Source organism: Embleya sp. NBC_00888 (genome assembly GCF_045207655.1).
In the GTDB taxonomy this organism is placed as follows: domain Bacteria; phylum Actinomycetota; class Actinomycetes; order Streptomycetales; family Streptomycetaceae; genus Embleya.
The window spans coordinates 532,276-549,230 of sequence record NZ_CP108785.1; the positions used below are offsets into that span (position 1 = coordinate 532,276).

Consider the following 16,955-nt stretch of genomic DNA (forward strand, 5'->3'; position numbering starts at 1 on the left):
TGCGCAGGCGTGGCGGCACCGCAGGCCGCAGCGGCGCCAAGGGGTCCGGACGCACGACAGCGTCCGGACCCCTTGGCGTTTCCGACGACGATCGTTTTACGGGTGTGGCTGGTCCTGGCCCCGCAAGGGCCGGAAGAAGTCCCGGAGGTCGCGGGCCAGTTGCTCGGGCTCCTCGTGGGCCATGAAGTGCCCGCCGCGCTCCGGGGTGCGCCACTGCCGCAGGTCGGTGAAGATCCGCTCGGCGAGGCCGCGCGGCATTCCGCGGAACGCCGGCTCGTTGCTCAGCGTCACGGCGCCGGGGACGGCGATCGGCGGCACCGGCCGGTTGTGCGGCCAGTCGTAGTACTCGCGGAACGACGTGCCGATCGACCCGGTCGCCCAGTACAGGGTCGCCACCGTCAGCAGCCTGTCGCGGTCCCAGCGCGTCGCCACGTCGCCACCGCAGTCGCTCCAGTCGCGGTACTTGTCCACGATCCACGCCGGCAGCCCCGCCGGGGAGTCCACCAGCGCGGCCGCGACGGTGTCCGGGCGGGTGGACATGATCCCGCTGTAGCCGCCGTCGGCGGCGTCGTATTCGGCCATCGCGTCGAGGAACTCCCGCTCCTCGGGCGTCGGCGACGCCGCACCGAAGTCGGTCGGGACCACCGACGAGGTGACCAGTACGCCGGCCACCTCGTCCGGGAACAGCGCGCCAAGCCACTGCGTGATCCCGCCGCCGATGTCGCCGCCCTCCGCACCGAAGCGCGGGTAGCCAAGAACGTCGACCATGAGCGCGTGCCACGTCTCGGCGACGGCGCGCCGCGTGAACGGGCCGCTCGGCGCCTCGGAGAAGACGAACCCGGGCAGCGACGGGATCACCACATCGAACGCGTCCGCCGGGTCTGCGCCGTGTGCCCCCGGATCGGTCAGCAGTTCGGCGATCGGCAGCATCTCCACGAAGCTGCTCGGCCATCCGTGGCTGAGCACCAGCGGCAGCGGTGCCGACCCTCCGGCCGGGCCCTTGCCGCGCACGTGCACGAAGTGCACCTTGCGGCCGCCGACTTCGGCGCGGAAGTGCGGGTACGCGTTCAGCCGGGCCTCGGCCGCCCGCCAGTCGAAGCCGTCCGCCCAATACGCCACGAGCTCACGCAGGTCGCCGGGATCGACCCCGGCCGTCCAGTACGCCGCGTCCGTCGCGGTGGCGAACCGGGTGCGTACCAGCCGCTCCCGCAGGTCGTCGAGCACGTGGCCGGGGACCGAGATGTGGTATCGCTCCGTGCTCATGTGTCCTTCGGTGGTTCGTCCGCCGGCAAGGCGCGTGTCCCCGGGAAGACCGGGACGCGGCCGGCGCGAGCTTCGCATCGGTAGTTGCAAACACCGACCGGTCTTGCTGATTCCGCGTGACAGAGCACCCCGCCCACATCCCGCCGACACCCGACGGACGAGCCGGTTCAGGTGGCGGTTCCGTAGTGCTGTGACCGGATTGGTTCGCGGTGTTGCTGTGTCGTGCGTGCCGTTGTCGGGAGTCTCGGTTGGATGGTCCTCGGGATCGTTCGAGCGGGAGGGTGCGGATGGCCGAGAGAGTCGTGGTGCGGCGGTTGAGTGACGACGAGGGCCGTCGGTTGCAGGCGATCGTGCGTCGGGGAACGATCAGTGCGGTGCGGTTTCCTCGATGTAGGGTCCCAACCCCCGTGGCACAGGCCGGGCTTGACCAGCGGCTTCTTCGCTGTCTCATCGCGATGGCACGCCGCTTTGGTCTCGATTCGTGGCACATCCTCAGCCGATTCGTACACCCGGCGAGCACCGCAGTCCGCTGACCTTCGGCGTCTCAGTTCGATGCCACGTTCGATGCCAAGATCGTGAGACTGTTGTGCCAAGGCCCGATAATTGTCACCGGTGGAGCCGTCTACGCCGGCAGAAGAGCCCGGCCGAAGCAGCCTGGTTGTCACCTGGGAGGCAGGTTAGTTGTCACGGGCGCTCAACCAGCCGCCTTCTTGTCACCGGGCCGAGCCGTGACACGCGACGGCCTCGCCGGGATGCTCAACGAGCAGACCACGGCATGTGGCCCAGCACGTGACGCCTTGATCGCCGGGGCAACGTTCGTCGTCCGGGACGGCCTGGTTCCTGCCGACCGGCTCGCACACACCTATCGAATACGGCTCCGGCACACCCGAAAGCACGGCCGGTCGACAGTGGCCCTCGCCGCCACCGTTGACCGTCTCCTGGCGGCAGAAGAAGAGCTGCTCCGCATCGGCCGGATCGTCGCGACAGATTCGTCATGGACGTTCATGCTCTTCCTCAACGCCACCGCTACCGAAGTGCCGGCCTGCACCGGCGTTGCCAGGACCGCGTCCCCGGCAGATCAAGGCTCCGACGCGTAGTGACAACAAGCCTGCCTCTATGACCACTTGGGGCGGGCCTCCCACACCGCGTCCGACTCCTCGTTGCCGCGCTTACGCAACAACTCCGGCAACGGCGGATGCCAGGTGTGCTCGTACCGGGACTCGGCGCGGGACAGGCCCAGGAGTCCATCCGTCCGGGATCGCCCGACGGGCCAACGCCTCGCCCGCGGCGGTCATATCGCCCTCGGCCGCGGCGAGTTCCTCGGCCACCGCGCTCGCAATCGCCCCGGGCAGCGGGGCCTCGTCGGTGTCCACCACGACCCTGCGCGTCTTCTTCGTCGCGGCCGGGGCCTTCGACGTGGTCGACGCCGGGCGGGCGGTTCCGCGTGCGGGCGCGGTCGGCGTACGGGGTGAGGTCCCCGGTGCGCCGGCCGAGGGCGGTCCTGTCGGCCCTCGGCTCGTTCGCGAGGAGCACGGACGGGAGGCTTGGGGCTGTCGGCGGTGTCGGCGGCGCCGGCGGCGCCGCGCCGGCCCGGTCGGGCCGGTCCCGTTCGAGGCGGTCGAGGTCGGTGAAGCGGACGTGGGCGAGGCCGGCGTGCAGGGCCGCCTGGGCGATTGGGCCCAGGTCGCGTTCGGCGACGATCGCGAACGCCTGCTCACCCTCGCGGGTCAGCTGGATCACGGTGTCGGCCTGGGCCAACGCCGCACCGACCTCGAGCGGTTCGTCCGCACGCGCCTCCCACACAGCCACCACCGGCATATCCAGGTCCGCCGCCGGCCGGCGCAACGCGGCCACACCCCGCCGAACATCGAGGCCGGGAAGGCCGGCCGCGGCGGGGAGGAGTTGGTTGAGCGGGTCCACGGCGGCCAGGCGCAGGCCCGCGATGTCCGCTGCGGCCTCCCGGAGCAGGTCCAGGGTGAGGTCGGCGCCGTCGTCCAGGAGCAGTGCCCCGGCGGCCAGGCGGGTGGATGCCGCGTCGGCGGCGTGGCGTTCGGTGTCGGTGAAGGTTCCCGCGCGCAAGCGTCGGTGGTCCACCCCGGCGGCGGCCGCGGTCAGGCGGGCCGCGATGTCGGCGCGCGGGCGGCCGGGCATGCGCGAGAGCACCGCGCTCGGCGAGTCGGGGGCGTCGGCCGGGGTCGGCGTTGCGGACACGACGGTGCCCGCCGCGAGCAGGCCCGCGCCGGCGCCGGGCGCACCGACCACCAAGACGAGGCGGCCGGGCAACGCGCCGCCGCCCGAGGCCTCGTCCAGGGCGGCGGGGCCGAAGGAGACGGCGCGTCGGCGGGCGGCACGGGCCGGGGTGGGGCTCAGGAGCGGGGCGGCTCTCCCGCGGTCCACGGCACGGCCGATCGGCACGTCGATGGGTCCTGCCGACCGTCGGGGTCCGGCGCGACGTAGCCGACGACTCGGCCGTCGGGGTGCGCGCGCAGTCGCTCGCGCCCTTGCGGTGGTCCTTGGCGGAGTCCCAGAGCAGCGCGCCCGACTTGTCGTGTAGGCACGGATGCGGGTGTCGTCGGAGGGCTCGGGATCACCGACCCGGCTCGAGGACATCGTGCCGCACCAGACCCCGCCTGCCATCAGGACGTCCCTCTCGCCTCGGCCGTGCTCCATCGTGACGCGGGTGACCGCACCGGTGTGGCGGCCCCATTCCCCCACTGTCCATCGGCCCTGGAACGATCCGGCTGCCCCGCCCGGGTAGTCCACCGGGCCCGTCATCCAGTCGATGTCCCCGGTCGGCCCGGAGGCGGGCGAGGGAATCGAATCCGATCCCGCGTCGCCGCGGCAGTCCACGATGCGCCCGCGGTCGTCGACCGCGAGGGCGAAGTACAGGTCGGGACGGTCCGTCCTGGGCGTGCGCACCGCCAGGTACGGGCGCAACGTCGCCGCCAACGCGGTCTGTGCCCGGCCGTCGGTGTCGGGCACGGGTCCGCACGCAGCGGGTGACGAAATCACGCGCGAGCGCCTAGGGCATTTCACGTCCTGCGGGCACCGCGAGCATGCCCGCGGGCAGCGTGAGCGGCTTCGCCGTCGGAACGTCCGCGCTCTACGCGAGGCTGCGCGAGAGCGTCAAGGCGGCCAAGTCGCCCCCGCAATTGCTCCTGTTCGACCTCTACCACGACATCTGCGGCGCTTTCGTGGCGGATCCCCCGGCACTGCTGCCCGAGGTCTGGCTCCACTGGGACCCCAAGACCGTCCGCGCACGCGGCAGGGACGCGCTCCTGAAGTTCCGCATGGACTTCTTGCTCCTGCTCCCCCACGGCCGACGCGTGGTCATCGAAGTCGACGGTAAGACCCACTACGGCGACGGCGACCGCGCAGACCCGGCCACCTACGCGATGACCATGCGTGCCGACCGGGACCTCAAACTCGCCGGCTACGAAGTCTTCCGCTTCGGCTGCCACGACCTCCGGGCCCGACCAGGCAGGGCCGATGGTCCGACGATTTCTCGAGGACCTGTTCATCGCGTTCGGCGTCACCACGTCGTGAAAGCCGATGGCATGCAAATAGGGCACCTCAGGGGCGAACGCGTGGCGCGGGAGGGCCTGGACGGCGGGCCAGGGCTCGATGCCGTCGGCCGAGGAACGCGCGTTGATCACCGAACTCGTGGGTGGCTCGGAGGAGCGGTCAATCCGGTTGCGCGCGGGGCAGACCGGCACGGAGGTGGCTCTGCCCGGGGCGTCTCCCGGGTGTCGATCTCCGGGCCTGGCGGCACGCCGCCTCAACGGGCCGGCCTCGCGCATGGCATCGCGACACGCTCTGCTAGTCACTGGTACCGGAATATAGCTATGCTCGTGGCATGAGTAAGCAGACGAACATCCGGCTGGACGAGGCCGTCAAGGCCGCCGCCGAGGAGCGGGCCAAGCGCCGTGGCCTGAGCCTGCAGGGATACGTGGCCGATCTGATCGAGCAGGACGTGAACGAGTCACGCGCCGCGTTCATGGCCGGCGCCGCGACGTTCCTGGCGGCGTACGCCGACCGGTTCGAGGCGGAGTTCGGCGAGGACCGCTACCCGGGTCTCCCGGCGGAGTCGGCGCGGACCGCGCCGCGGGACGCCGCGTGAACCTGCGGATCGACCTCGCGTGGATCCTGGCGGTCGCCCAGCAGATCCCCGGGGACCCCCAGGTCGTCGACTACGGCGTGCCGATCGCGGCCGACGCACGGCACCGCTCGGAGATCCTCGACCACGAGGTCTACCCCGAGCCCCACCACAAAGCCGCCGCGCTGCTGTGCGAACTCGCCCGGAACCCGAGCCTCGAGACGAGGAACCTGCTGTTCGCGGCCACCGTCACCGCGGCCTACCTGGCCGCCTGCGGCCTCCCGGCGAGCCCCGGCCTCGACACCGTCCTCCCCCTGGCCCACGCCGCACGCGAAGGCCTCCCGGTACGAGAGGTCGCCACCCAACTCAAAACCTGGACGAATTGATTCACCCGCCACCCTCCTACACACGCCCACCCGGACGAGGACCGTCACACGGCCGGATGACGGTCCAGGCCGTCACGGGCCGACCTCGCCGTCTTCGACGAAACCGGATGCCTCGGCCCGGCTCACCGCCTCTCCGTTCACACCCGGTCGACCGGTGCACGGCGCGGCGCCCGTACGGCGTTCGCATGGGGGTGCCGAAGCCCGACGGCTCACACCTCGGCGCCGGCACGACCGGCGCAGTGTCGAGTGGTGGCGGGAACACCTCCACCCGGAGAGGAGTTGCCGCGCCGGCCACGTCCACCGAGGCCGGCTCACCTCAACGGCCGTATCGGGTCGTGCGGCAGCTGCGGGTCACCTTCACGCGCGCCCCCCGAGGGGCGAAGACCACCATGCGTGCCGACTCCACCGGTGCGAGACCGCTTTCAGGCGTTGACCCGCCGGTCGATCGCCTGCCGACCGGGACGAGACTGACGGCGCTTCCCGCCATGATCGGGTGTCGGCGGTCTCGCTCGACCGGCCGTGACGCTTGTGTCCGTGCCCGGGGCCCGACGGGTCGTCGGCCCCGGGGCGGGTGGCCGGTGGTGTGGTCAGGGGCAGGTGGCCAGGATGATCGAGACCACGGTGCAGGTGGCCGTGTCGGTGTCGTTGGCCGCGTTGTCGTCCGTGGGCGCGGAGGCGGTCCGTACGCCGGTGACCGAGACGTGGCCCAGCGACAGCAGGGACAGCGGGACCCGGAAGGACTTCGCGGAGTCGGCGCCGTTGGCGATCGCCCCGTAGGTGCAGGTCACCGTGCCACTGCCGGTGGTGCATCCGGTGGAGAGGTCGGTGGCGGAGGCGCCCGGCGGCAGGCTCGCGGTGATCGTCGCCGACGTCACCGCGTCGGGGCGCCGGACCTGCGGCCCCACCGCCTCATCCGACGGCGGACCGGGCACAGCGAAGGCATGGTGGAACTCCGTTCTGTCGACCCCCGCCGTGCGCGGGCATCGAGCCGCGGCACGGACCGGCGGTGAGACGACATGGGACGTTCCCGGCGGGACCCCCCGACGGACCGGTCGCCCTCGGGATGCCGCCGGACCGGGCGCGCCCACAACGGAGCACCCGGCCGAAGTGCGGGTGCCGGACCCACTGTCGCGAACCACGACCACGCGCACCAGGAACAAACAGGCCGGCCGTACGCACAAAGCTCAAGGCGGAACAACCGACAACCACTGTCGAAACACGCCGCCACTTCAACGGCACTCAACACAACCCCCGGGAGCGGCGAGGGCCGGGACACGGGGCTCTGGGGTGCGCGCCGCCGTCCATCAGTTCGTGGCACACCCGTGTGATGTCGCTCTGTGCTTGGTAGAGCCCCTGCACTTGCTCGTACAGGGGCCCGGGGGGGCGGTAGGTATCCCTGTTCCCAGGTCGCGGCGTCGACGTCGTGCGGGTGGTGGGCTCCGCGACGCGGGACGCGTTGAGTCCGGCCTCCACTGCGCAATACCTCACGGGCCCCGCCTTGACCGCCCATCGGAAGGGTGTGACCGAACCGGCGGTTCGACACGTCAAGTCTCTGTGAGGTCGTCGACGGAGCGGGGAGAAGGATGGGTTGGTTCCACAGGGAGCGCATCGGATTCGCCGAGTTCGCCGAGGCGAACCAGACCGTGCTGCGCCGCACCGCCTTCCTGCTCTGCGGCGACTGGCATTCGGCCGAGGACCTCGCGCAGACCGCGCTGGAGAAGGTCTACGTCGCGTGGCCGAAGCTCGAGCGGATGGAGCACCCGGAGGCCTACGCCAAGCGCGTCCTGATCAACGTGTTCCTGGACGGGCGCCGCCGCAAGAGCAGCGGCGAGGTGACGGGCATAGATGCCGACGCACTGGCCCGCACCCCCGCCCCCGCCCATGGCGACCCCGAACTGCGGTTCACCCTCGTCGACGCGCTGCACACCCTCGAACCACGCGATCGCGCCCTGCTGGTGCTGCGGTACTGGGAGGACCTGAGCGTCGAGGAGACCGCACGGCGGCTGGGCATGGGCGTGTCCGCCGTGAAGACCGGCGCGATGCGCGCACTCGCCAGGCTGCGCGAGCGCGTGCCGGAGCTGACCCGCAAGGCCGCTGCGGAGGGTCGGCCGTGAGGAAACGGCGCACGGCGCAATGGCAGGCGGCGGACACAGCGGCACACATGAGGGGAACCGACGTCGTGGAAGGGCACGTAGTGGAGACCGAAGACCTGTTTCGCAGCGAACTGCGCGCCGAACTGGACGAGTTGGCGATCCCGCCGGGCGCGGGGTTGGCTGCCCGGGCGGCCGAGGGCGGCCGCCGCCGGGCCCGGCGGCGCGCGTTGGGGCGCACCGTCGGCGCGACCCTGGCGGTGGGAGTGATCGCGGCGGGCGTGCTGGGCGCGGCACAGCTGCGGACGAGTTCGGCGACCAAGGCGGGGCCCGCAGCGGATCCGTCGCCGTCCCGGATCGACGGACGGTCCGGCGGCGTGAACCCCGAACTGCCGGCGCAGCCGGTGGCACCGAATCCCCTCGCCGATCAGCTCCGTCCGATCATTACGAGCCTGCTGCCCGGGGGGACGAAGCAGGTCACAACCAACACCGCCGTCGACGGCGGCCTCTACGCGAAGGTCACCTGGGACACCGGCCAGGGCGTGGTCGAGGTGACCTTCCACATGGTGGGCAAGCGGTTCTTCGGGTGCACCATGGCCGACGGCAAGCCGAAGCCCAAGGAGAACAACTTCGGCGGCTGCCGCAGCGCACCGGACGGAACGCTGCTCGGCACCTTCGAGAAGCCCTTTCCGGACAAGGGCATCGCCTGGAAGGCCGTCAACTACGTGATCGGGGAGACCATGGTCGAACTGAGCTACGGAAACGGCGAACTGTCGGACAACGGCAAGCCCACCCGCAGCACCCTGCCGCTGACCGACGAGCAGGCCCTGTCCATCCTGAGGAACCCGGCCTGGGCGCCGATCCTCGCCGCCTACGTCCCGCCGCCGCCCGCCGACCCCGCCACGCTGCCCACCTTGGGCCCGACGCGGTTCCCGATCACCTCGTTCGGCACGGCAGAACAGCCCTGACCCGACCCGCACGCGCTGAGGGCGCCCCCGCCGGTCCCGGCCGGGGCGCCCCGTGATCCGCCGGAGGGCCCGGCAAGGTCCGCGCGTGCTTGCCGGGCGCTACCGGACGGAGACTGGGGCATCGGTACGGGGAATGGTCAGACCTTGAAGTCCTCGGGCCGGACGGCTCGTTGAAGTCCTCGGGCCGGACGGCTCGTTTCCACGCGTGCTCGTAGCCGGTTACCAGGTGAGCCGCCAGGGCCGGGTCCTCCCCGACGAACCGCTCGGTGACGGCGCCCTCGCCATCGGAGCGCGACCGCCCCTCGCCGCACCCGACTCGGCGGCGCGGCGACGCGTGTCCGTTCCGCTGACAAGGCGACGGTATTGGGTCCGCCGAGGCACAGCACGCCGGGCAAGGCGTGGTGGCCCGGAGATCGCAGAAATGTCGGCCGTATCCCGGCGCGGTGCGCCGCGAACGGCGCGTGGTCGCGACGCCTGCCCCGGTCCTTCCCCGTGCCTCGCGGACAGGCGCAGGGAAGGACCAGGACGGGCACGACGAGACGGCCCGTTCGGCGCTCACGCGGCCACATGGACCCCTTGGCCCGTGCTGTCGCGACGGTGGACCCGGGCGTGGGTCGGGTGGTTGTGTGGGGTGCGTCGACACCCCCGTGGTCGGCGCTCGCGCGGCCGGCGCCGTCATCCCCCGTGCCGGCGGCCGGACCGCGCTCCCCGACTGTGACTGAGCGCTTGAGTTGGCGGATTGAGCAGCGGATGACGGGCGCCGGGCCGCGCGTGCGTCCAGCCCAGCCCGGCGGTCGCACGCTCCACCGCGCTCCGGCCCCACTCCCCCGGGTCCAAGGCCTGGAACCGGGGAACCAGCTGATTGATCTCGGCATCGGTCAGTCTGATGGTCATGGCCGAAGACGCTTTCGACCACCACCGACGCCCCGGGAGCCGCTCCGATCCACCACAACCCCACCGACAACGACTGCGCACAGGGAAGATGCACGAAGGACGCGACGACCCCGCCAAGCCGCGGGCGCTGGACTGGCAGCGCATGCTCGCCGCGGTGCGCCTGCACACCGAGACCGGCGGCCGCATCGACGACCTGGTGCCCGGACACACCGTCGGCGGCGAGGACGTCGGAGCCTGGCTCCGGCGGCAACGGCCCAGCGCGGCGAGTCTGACGCCGGCGCAGCGGACGGCGTTGGCCGAGGTCGGCGTCGACGTCACCGCACCGCAGGAACAGCCGGCGACGTCGGTGGTGGTGGTGCGGGCGGATCGATGGACGCTCACCCTCGCCGCGGCGGCCGCGTACCGGGAACGCGAGGGGCATCCGACCGTGCCACGCAAGCACGTCGAGACCGTCGAACACGGCTGCGAGGCGCATGAGGTCAAGCTCGGGATCGCTCTCGCCAACGCGCGGCAGCGGCGGGCCACGTACCCACCGGAGCGGCTCGACGCGCTCTCCGCACTCGACACGCGATGGACATGACTTCGGAGCACCGGGGCCGGCCGCGTGGGTTGGATTCCAGGCGCGCTGCGATGGCGATTTCTTCATCCGACAGACGCGCACCCGGGCAGGGATTGCGGTAGAGAACGTGGTTGCCCAGGGTCAGGCAATCAAGATCTGCTCCTTCCGGGTTGCCGTCAAAACCGGTCACTGCGTCTGCTGTCGGCGGAAGACCGACGGTGCGACACCCACATGTCGCGTGAACACCCGGGTGAAGTAGGCGGGATCGGGGTAACCGACGTCCCGGGCGACGAGGGCGACCGGGCGGTCGGTATCGGTCAGCAGCTCTTTCGCCCGGTCGATCCGGCGCCGCGCCAGATAGACCGTGGGTGTGGAACCGGTGACCTGGCGCACGGCCACCGCCAGACTGTCGCGCGAGACCGCAAGTTCCTTGGCGATCGCGCTGATCCGCACCGACCCCTCGGCACGGTCGAGCAGTTCCAACGCACGCCTGCCGAGGTCGCGCCGCGCCCGCCCCGGCTCGGCGGACGCCCGCTCACCGGTGCCCACCGCGTTGATCAACGCGTACAGAGACGACGTGGCGGCCACGTGGGCGCCGAGCGATTGCGGCCTGGCCAGCAACTCCAGAACCCGAACGCACAGGGCAAGGGCCTCGGCTCCGTCGGCCGGCTCGACGACCGGGCGAACCGTGCCGAGGTAGCCGAGCGACGCGTAGGCCTCTGCGGCGGGCCCTTCGAACAAAACCCAGTATTCGTCCCAATCGCCGGTCGACGGGCCGTAGGAGTGCCGGACTTCGAGAGGCAACCAGAAGAACGTCCCCGGCCGCACCTCGTGCCGTCCGGGATGGCCCTGCAGTGTCAGAAAGCCGGATCCCCTAGTCACCAGAACCCCTGCGTGGCAGTTCAGGACACGATCGACCTGCGACGAGTGCTTGCCGAGGATGCGACCGGCTCCGGTCACCGCGAGCCCCAACGCCCGTACACCCACGGGCGGTGTGCGGTAGTGCGCCACGGACTCCACAGGACCACCCTCTTCGGCAATCGTCCAAGTCTTTGCGGAATCCGTGCATTCTTCCACGCCACGGTTCCCTGGAGCATTTGCCTATGAGCACTGGACACCTCGAGTGGGATCTGCGGACCGCCCTCACTTCCAACGGCTATCGCCTGGACGACGGTGACCACAGGCTCGGCCGTCTGCAACCCGTCCCGGACGCCGAGCGCTCCGATCGGAATGCCCTGCGGGCCCGCCTCGCCCGCGACGGCTACCTCTATCTGCCGGGCTTCTTCGAGCGCACGACAATCCAGGGCTTCCGCGCCTACTACTTCGCCACCCTGGCAGAGTGCGGACTCATCCTCCCGCACTCCGATCCGGTCGAGGGTGTCGCCGCGTCCACCGCAGACATGGATCACGCACGCTTCCGCTCGCTGCTGTTTAAACGGATCGTCCCCGGCCCGCAGTACGACGCCATCTGCCGCACTCCCGCGTTGGTCGCCTTCCACCGGTGGTTCCTGGGAACCGAAGAGGTGCATCTGCATCGCCGGAAGATCATTCGGCACGTCGGCCCCGGCGAATCGGGCATCGGCACCGCCACCCAGGCTCACTACGACCTCGTCTACCTACGCGAGGGCACCGACCGGGTCCTCTCCTCCTGGATCCCGCTGGGCGACTGCCCGATCGCCCGCGGACCGCTCGTATACCTCGAGGGCAGCCACCACCGCGTCCTCGCCGACGAGGCGGCCGGCCGCCTGCGCCGCCCCGCCGCGTCGATGACCGCCGACCTGCCCGCCCTGGCCGAGGAGTACGACTCCCGGTGGCTCGTCACCGACTTCACCGCCGGTGACCTCATGATCCACAGCCCCCACATCATCCACGCGTCCCTCGACAACCAGGACCCCGACGGCGTCTTCCGGCTCTCCACCGACATCCGCTACCAGGCCGCCTCCGACCCCATCGACGCGCGCTGGCAAAGCCACTGGCACGACCGGGACGGCCTGTGATGACCCGAATCCACTGCAGCCTCCTGACCCTTCCCACCGACCTCCCCCTCCACGAGCGCCTCACCCGCATCGCCTGCGCAGGCTTCGACGGAGTCCAAACCACCCCGCCCTCCGCCGCCGAACTACCACGCTTCGCAACGGCCCTGGCCGAAACCGGCCTGGCCGCCTCGGGCTGCGCCCACCTCCCGGAGGACTGCCCGGCCGAGCCGATCTTCGAACGCGCCGCAGCCGCGGGCATGGTGAGCCTCAACGCGCAGGTGGACGGCTACTGGCGCGACCACTCCTGGCAGGACGCCCGGATCCGCGAACTGCTCGCTCTCAGCGAGCAGTACGCCCTGCCGTTCTTCCTCGAGACCCACCGCCATCGGCTCACCCAGGACCTCCGACACACCATCGCGCTCGTCGACCGGCACCCGGACCTCCGCCTGTGCGGGGACTTCAGCCACTACACCGTCACAGCCGAACTACGCGCCCCCTGGCGGGTCGAATGGACCCAAGCCCTGCACCGCCTGGCCCGCCGCTGCCACGAGGTGCACCTGCGCCTGAACAACGGCCAGAACATCCAGGATCCCGTGCCCAACGTCGATCCCGCCCAACGTGCCGAGTTCGAGGCCCTGTGGCGCACCGCCCGGGGCGGCGCCGACGACCTTCTGTTCACCACCGAACTGCTCCCCGCCCACATCGGCTACGACCACCTCGACCTCGTCGGAACCCCGATCGGCGACATCTGGGCCGACAGCCTCGACCTTCTGGCATGGGCGGCCAACCCCGCCACGGGAGGCGACACCGACCTTCGCTGAACTCCCGGTCAGCAACCCGGGAAGCGCCGTTCGTGCAGGCTCAGCGTGAGAGCGGGGAATCGGGGGCGGTCGGTGTTGACGGCCGTGACGGGTGGGGCGGCCGGTGTTGACGGCCTTGACGTGCCCGGTCCGGCCGGGGCCCGGGCCGGGCGATGAGGTTGGTGGCATCGACCCGGTCGCGCAGTGGGTGCCCGGGCCAACTCGTGGGAGGACGACGTCCGAGTGGGGCGGGCAAGTCGACGAGCCGGGCCATCCTTGTCGACGCGTTCGCCCGCCTCGGTCTCCCCGTGGTCGCGCTGAGGCCGGCAGAGCCGCTGTACCTGTTGCAGAACGTGGTGCGTGCCGTCGCGCGGGTGCCGTTGGCCGACCCCGCGGCGCAGGACGACGCCCTGCCGGCCGCGCTCGGCGAACACCTGCGGCGCATCAACCCGGGCTGTCCGGTCGACGACTTCGCCCAGGGGCTGCACGCGGCCGACGCGGCGCGGCCGGACGCGGTGGTGATCTGCGACGACATGCGCGCTCCCGACGCGCAGGCGTTCGATTCGCCTGCCTCACGGTCGCGAACGCGTTCGCCGCATTGCGGCTGCCTCCCGATGAGCGACCGCGACAAGGACGCCGAGAGATTCCGACGTCGCGCCACCAGTTCACCGTCTTGGAACGGCAGCTCGGGGACCGGCGGCCGCGGTTCACCGCGGCTGACCGGGCCCGGCTCGCCGCGCTGCCGCACCGCGCCACGTGCTGCGACGGCTCCGGCTGACCACGCACCCCGACACAGTCCTGCGGTGGCACCGCGACCCGGTCCGCCACCGGCACGCGGCCGCGTCCCGTCCGAAACGGCCCGGGCGCCCGTCGACGGACCGCTCGATCCGCGTCCTGGTGATCCGGCCGACGCGGGAGAACCCGACCCGGGGCCACCACCGCATCCACGGTGAACCCGCCGTCCTCGGCCTGCGCGTCGCCGCCTCCACCATCCGGGAGATCCTCAAGGACGCAGGCATCGACCCCGCACCCGAGCCCGGTGCCACCACCCGGGCCGCGTTCCTGCGCTCCCACGCCGAGGCGATCCTCGCGTGCGACTTCCTCGAGACGGTCACCCCGAACGGGCAGCGTCGGTACATTCCCGCGGTCATCGAGCACGCCACCCGCCGGGTCCCGGTCCTCGGCGCCACGCCGCACCCGACCGCCGTCCGGGTGGCCCAGGCCGCCCCGAGATGCGCCACAGGTCGACCACCCACCGCCCGGGCACGGCGGGGGCCCGGGCCGCCGCAGACCGGAACACGGCCGATTCGCGTCGTGCGCCGGCTACCGATCTTCGACGTCGTGATGTCACGCTCGGCTGTCGGATCGTGGCGAGGAAGAAGAGGATGTCGATGGCCGAGGGGTACACCACCGTGGTCCGCGGCGAGCACGTCCAACGGCCGAACACACTCGCCGGGATCCGCGCCGCCCTGCCCGAGGAACGACGCGCCGCGTTCGACGAGGCGATGGCGCACACGCCGTTGACGTGATCGAGCGGCGGGCGCTGTTGGACTGGGCGTTGCCGCCCGAGGCGGACGCCGAGGATGAGGAGAGCGCCGCCCGCGTACGGGCCGGTGACTTCACGGGGTTCCACGACGCCGACGGCAGGCCCGTCGAATTGGGGGGCGACGACAGGTGAGCCATCGGGTGCAGTACAGCGACGCGGCCGAGGACGGCCTGTCGAAACTGAGCGCGGCCCGGCAGGCGGAAGTGCGCTCCACCGTCGCCGGCACCATCGGCCACGACCCCTACGGATACGGATCCTCCTCCGTCCACGGCGACCGCGACCGCCGCGACGTTTCGCTCGCCCGCGTCATCATGCGCTACGAAGTCAGCACCGGAGTCCGCGTCGTCACCATCGTCCCCGCCGTCGCCCCCTTCGGCCGACACCCACCCCTGCCGGGAACGGGCCGGCATCGGGTCACGGAAACGGCTCCTCGCCGGTGCGTGGGGAAGGCGACCGCCGCGACGTCCGTCGACCAGCCGGGGGGCAGGCTCCGCAGGTTCGGGAGGATCGCCTCGAAGCGGCCCTTGTCCCTGATCGCGGCGACCGTCCTCTCCCGTGTTCCGCCCTGTCGGGTCGTGGGTCCCGTCTTCTTCGGTGCGTCCTGCCCGGTCGTGGCGGTCCGCTCGGACGAGTCACCCGGTGCCCCCGGTGCTGTTCCGGACCACCACGCGGACGAGCCGTCGTCGGATCGCAGCGTATGCACCACTCCGAACGTCCCGAACGCGAGCGAGAGCGTCAGGACCACGACGATGGCGACCAGTCCCCTGCGTACTCCGGGGGTGTCCCGCAGTGTCACCGGGCCGAAGGTGAGCGTCTTGACCCGGGTCGTCCCGGAGGGGGTGAAGGTGTTGGTGGTCATGTCCCCGCCCACGGTGGTCACGACGTGGGTCGGGGCCGGAGGCGTGTTCGGGCCTGCGGCGTGCTGGAGTCGTCGTGCGAACTCGGGATCGTTCTCGACCGCGGCCCGCAACTGGGCCAGGACCGCTTCCCGGGCGTCGGGGGGCGGGTTGGGCGCGTCGAGTCGGGCCAACGCGGTCCTGCCCGGATCGGACGAGCCGAGTCGGTCCCGCGCCAGTTGGTTCACCCGGTCGGCCGCGGCGGTTCCCAGACCGGTTCCCAGACCGCCCGCCATACTCGCGACGATCGCCGTCAAGTCGATCACTCATGCCCCCCGGGGAACGACAGGCCGCCGAGCCCCCAACACGCGCGCACGCACCAACAGCACCGCCTTGCGGGTGGCGGCGGGCAACGTGTCGTGGACGTCGAGAACGGCCGCGAGGGCGGTCGCGGCGAGGTCGACGCCGATGGCGCCCATGCGGGCCAGGCTTTCGGAAGAACTGCTGTGCGCGGCCCCGGGCAGTTGCGCGAGGTAGGAGGCAAGCAGCGAAGCCGGGCCGGCGCGGGTGCAGATGGGTTCGCCGAGCAGCCGGTCCGCACGGCCGCCCGCCAGCGGGAGGGTGGTACGCGGCAGCCGCATCAGTGTCATCCGGGCCCGGCGGTCGGCGTCGGGGAAGTCGCACTTCACCGGGTGGGAGGTGGAGAACAGCGTCATGGCGCCGGTCTCCAGACAGGCGATACGGCGGCTCTGCTCAAACCGGGTCGGGGTACCGCGCACCAGCATCAGGTAGTAGCACTCGGGGTCGTGGCGGCGGATCTGCGCCATGGAGCGACGCGCCGTCAACGGCGAGAAGCTGAAGGCCATCACCTGGGTATGCGGCGCCGCCTCCGCCGCTTCCACGTCGCCGCGGAACCGGCCCGGGTGCACGCAGCGGAGGGACAAGGGCATGACCTGCCGATCGACCATCTCCGTCCACCACTCGAACCGGTCCGGCGCCGGGACAGCGTCCGTACTCACCACCGACGGCCCCGCCGTGCCGGGAACCCGCCACGATGCTTCGTCATAGACGGCCACCCGGCAATCCTCCCGAAGGAGACGCAGACCCGGAAGAGCGCGGCACGAACCCACCGCACCGCGCACCGCGCCACCGCCGCGTCGACACCGAGAAGGACGATGCCGCCGCCGCGTGATCGATGAGGAGTTCGTCGGCGAGGTGTCGGGGGCCGCCTTCGCGGACGAGGACGTGGTCGTCGTCGCACGTGGTCAGGGGCGCCCAGGAGGCCGCTGCGTCGTGCACATGCGCCGCCGCGGCCGCGTGGGGTGACGGTGCAACGGACGTCGGGCCGGGCCACCCGCAGCGCCCACAACGCGTAGTTCGTGCGCAGCGGGGGCAGGCGCACGGTGCGCTCGGCCACTGCGCTCGCTGACGCGATCGGATGTACATGCGCCGATTCGACGTCGGCCGTGGATCGCGCGTGCGGCGCTCGGGTGGGGTACGCGGCCGAGCGCCGTATGTCGCGCGGCTGGGTCGCGCGGGGG

The 16,955-nt window shown here is 71.7% G+C and carries 17 protein-coding genes; 11 read left to right on the forward strand and 6 right to left on the reverse strand.

The features are described 5' to 3' along the window. Nucleotides 1–96: 96 nt before the first annotated feature. Nucleotides 97–1,263 carry an epoxide hydrolase family protein gene (locus tag OG948_RS36505; protein WP_331769273.1) on the reverse strand — a complete coding sequence of 389 codons (1,167 nt, stop codon included), beginning with the start codon at nucleotides 1,261–1,263 and terminating at the stop codon, nucleotides 97–99. A gap of 728 nt (nucleotides 1,264–1,991) precedes the next feature. On the opposite strand from OG948_RS36505, the gene OG948_RS36510 reads away from it, so the two are divergent. After that, nucleotides 1,992–2,360 carry a hypothetical protein gene (locus OG948_RS36510; protein WP_331769274.1) on the forward strand — a complete coding sequence of 123 codons (369 nt, stop codon included), beginning with the start codon at nucleotides 1,992–1,994 and terminating at the stop codon, nucleotides 2,358–2,360. Here the strand turns inward: OG948_RS36510 and OG948_RS36515 are convergent. Continuing rightward, nucleotides 2,290–4,038 (reverse strand): DnaB-like helicase C-terminal domain-containing protein, encoded by a 1,749-nt coding sequence (locus OG948_RS36515; RefSeq protein WP_406300874.1) that lies wholly within the window; start codon nucleotides 4,036–4,038, stop codon nucleotides 2,290–2,292. The two genes, OG948_RS36510 and OG948_RS36515, sit on opposite strands and share 71 nt — an antisense overlap. A gap of 296 nt (nucleotides 4,039–4,334) precedes the next feature. Here OG948_RS36515 and OG948_RS36520 point away from each other — a divergent pair, with 296 nt between their 5' ends. The 3 genes from OG948_RS36520 to OG948_RS36530 are packed head-to-tail and all read left to right on the forward strand — an operon-like array spanning nucleotide 4,335 to nucleotide 5,745. Then, entirely contained in the window at nucleotides 4,335–5,123 is a 789-nt protein-coding gene (locus OG948_RS36520; RefSeq protein WP_406300463.1) for a hypothetical protein, read from the forward strand. Continuing rightward, a complete protein-coding gene (locus OG948_RS36525; protein ID WP_331769276.1) occupies nucleotides 5,120–5,383 on the forward strand; it encodes a hypothetical protein in 264 nt (87 codons plus the stop codon). Before OG948_RS36520 ends, OG948_RS36525 begins: the two co-directional genes overlap by 4 nt. Then, the gene (locus OG948_RS36530; protein ID WP_331769277.1) at nucleotides 5,380–5,745 is read left to right on the forward strand and encodes a hypothetical protein; all 366 of its coding nucleotides are present in this window, start codon (nucleotides 5,380–5,382) and stop codon (nucleotides 5,743–5,745) included. The genes OG948_RS36525 and OG948_RS36530 overlap by 4 nt, the downstream gene beginning before the upstream one ends. Nucleotides 5,746–6,332: 587 nt before the next feature. Here OG948_RS36530 and OG948_RS36535 read toward each other — a convergent pair. Beyond that, entirely contained in the window at nucleotides 6,333–6,650 is a 318-nt protein-coding gene (locus OG948_RS36535; protein ID WP_331769278.1) for a hypothetical protein, read from the reverse strand. Nucleotides 6,651–7,328: 678 nt separating this feature from the next. On the opposite strand from OG948_RS36535, the gene OG948_RS36540 reads away from it, so the two are divergent. The 3 genes from OG948_RS36540 (at nucleotide 7,329) to OG948_RS36550 (ending at nucleotide 10,277) form a co-directional block, all read left to right on the forward strand. Then, the gene (locus tag OG948_RS36540; RefSeq protein WP_331769279.1) at nucleotides 7,329–7,859 is read left to right on the forward strand and encodes a SigE family RNA polymerase sigma factor; all 531 of its coding nucleotides are present in this window, start codon (nucleotides 7,329–7,331) and stop codon (nucleotides 7,857–7,859) included. A gap of 47 nt (nucleotides 7,860–7,906) precedes the next feature. Continuing rightward, the gene (locus tag OG948_RS36545) at nucleotides 7,907–8,803 is read left to right on the forward strand and encodes a hypothetical protein (protein WP_331769280.1); all 897 of its coding nucleotides are present in this window, start codon (nucleotides 7,907–7,909) and stop codon (nucleotides 8,801–8,803) included. A 982-nt stretch (nucleotides 8,804–9,785) separates the two neighbouring features. Next, entirely contained in the window at nucleotides 9,786–10,277 is a 492-nt protein-coding gene (locus OG948_RS36550) for a helicase associated domain-containing protein (RefSeq protein ID WP_331769282.1), read from the forward strand. A 165-nt stretch (nucleotides 10,278–10,442) separates the two neighbouring features. On the opposite strand, the gene OG948_RS36555 is transcribed toward OG948_RS36550, so the two are convergent. Continuing rightward, nucleotides 10,443–11,276 (reverse strand): AraC family transcriptional regulator, encoded by an 834-nt coding sequence (locus tag OG948_RS36555; protein ID WP_331769283.1) that lies wholly within the window; start codon nucleotides 11,274–11,276, stop codon nucleotides 10,443–10,445. A gap of 83 nt (nucleotides 11,277–11,359) precedes the next feature. Between OG948_RS36555 and OG948_RS36560 the strand changes: the two genes are divergently transcribed. From OG948_RS36560 to OG948_RS36575, 4 genes are all read left to right on the forward strand, one after another. Next, complete coding sequence (locus tag OG948_RS36560) at nucleotides 11,360–12,253, forward strand: phytanoyl-CoA dioxygenase family protein (protein WP_331769284.1); 894 nt, start codon at nucleotides 11,360–11,362, stop codon at nucleotides 12,251–12,253. Continuing rightward, complete coding sequence (locus OG948_RS36565; RefSeq protein ID WP_331769285.1) at nucleotides 12,253–13,053, forward strand: hypothetical protein; 801 nt, start codon at nucleotides 12,253–12,255, stop codon at nucleotides 13,051–13,053. Before OG948_RS36560 ends, OG948_RS36565 begins: the two co-directional genes overlap by 1 nt. Before the next feature lie 1,364 nt (nucleotides 13,054–14,417). Then, a complete protein-coding gene (locus OG948_RS36570; RefSeq protein ID WP_331769286.1) occupies nucleotides 14,418–14,561 on the forward strand; it encodes a hypothetical protein in 144 nt (47 codons plus the stop codon). Next, a complete protein-coding gene (locus tag OG948_RS36575; protein WP_331769287.1) occupies nucleotides 14,558–14,710 on the forward strand; it encodes a hypothetical protein in 153 nt (50 codons plus the stop codon). The genes OG948_RS36570 and OG948_RS36575 overlap by 4 nt, the downstream gene beginning before the upstream one ends. A gap of 184 nt (nucleotides 14,711–14,894) precedes the next feature. Here the strand turns inward: OG948_RS36575 and OG948_RS36580 are convergent, their stop codons facing one another. Further along, nucleotides 14,895–15,740 (reverse strand): hypothetical protein, encoded by an 846-nt coding sequence (locus OG948_RS36580; RefSeq protein WP_331769288.1) that lies wholly within the window; start codon nucleotides 15,738–15,740, stop codon nucleotides 14,895–14,897. Beyond that, entirely contained in the window at nucleotides 15,741–16,382 is a 642-nt protein-coding gene (locus OG948_RS36585) for a hypothetical protein (protein ID WP_406300875.1), read from the reverse strand. It abuts the gene before it with no gap. Nucleotides 16,383–16,955 lie beyond the last annotated feature (573 nt).

Excerpts from the sequence above, each read along its gene's own strand:
- OG948_RS36505 (WP_331769273.1), bottom strand. The coding sequence starts at position 1,263 with ATGAGCACGGAGCGATACCACATCTCGGTCCCCGGCCACGTGCTCGAC.
- OG948_RS36515 (WP_406300874.1), bottom strand. The coding sequence starts at position 4,038 with ATGACGGGCCCGGTGGACTACCCGGGCGGGGCAGCCGGATCGTTCCAG.
- OG948_RS36525 (WP_331769276.1), top strand. The coding sequence starts at position 5,120 with ATGAGTAAGCAGACGAACATCCGGCTGGACGAGGCCGTCAAGGCCGCC.
- OG948_RS36540 (WP_331769279.1), top strand. The coding sequence starts at position 7,329 with ATGGGTTGGTTCCACAGGGAGCGCATCGGATTCGCCGAGTTCGCCGAG.
- OG948_RS36545 (WP_331769280.1), top strand. The coding sequence starts at position 7,907 with ATGAGGGGAACCGACGTCGTGGAAGGGCACGTAGTGGAGACCGAAGAC.
- OG948_RS36550 (WP_331769282.1), top strand. The coding sequence starts at position 9,786 with ATGCACGAAGGACGCGACGACCCCGCCAAGCCGCGGGCGCTGGACTGG.
- OG948_RS36560 (WP_331769284.1), top strand. The coding sequence starts at position 11,360 with ATGAGCACTGGACACCTCGAGTGGGATCTGCGGACCGCCCTCACTTCC.
- OG948_RS36565 (WP_331769285.1), top strand. The coding sequence starts at position 12,253 with ATGACCCGAATCCACTGCAGCCTCCTGACCCTTCCCACCGACCTCCCC.
- OG948_RS36570 (WP_331769286.1), top strand. The coding sequence starts at position 14,418 with ATGTCGATGGCCGAGGGGTACACCACCGTGGTCCGCGGCGAGCACGTC.
- OG948_RS36585 (WP_406300875.1), bottom strand. The coding sequence starts at position 16,382 with ATGGTCGATCGGCAGGTCATGCCCTTGTCCCTCCGCTGCGTGCACCCG.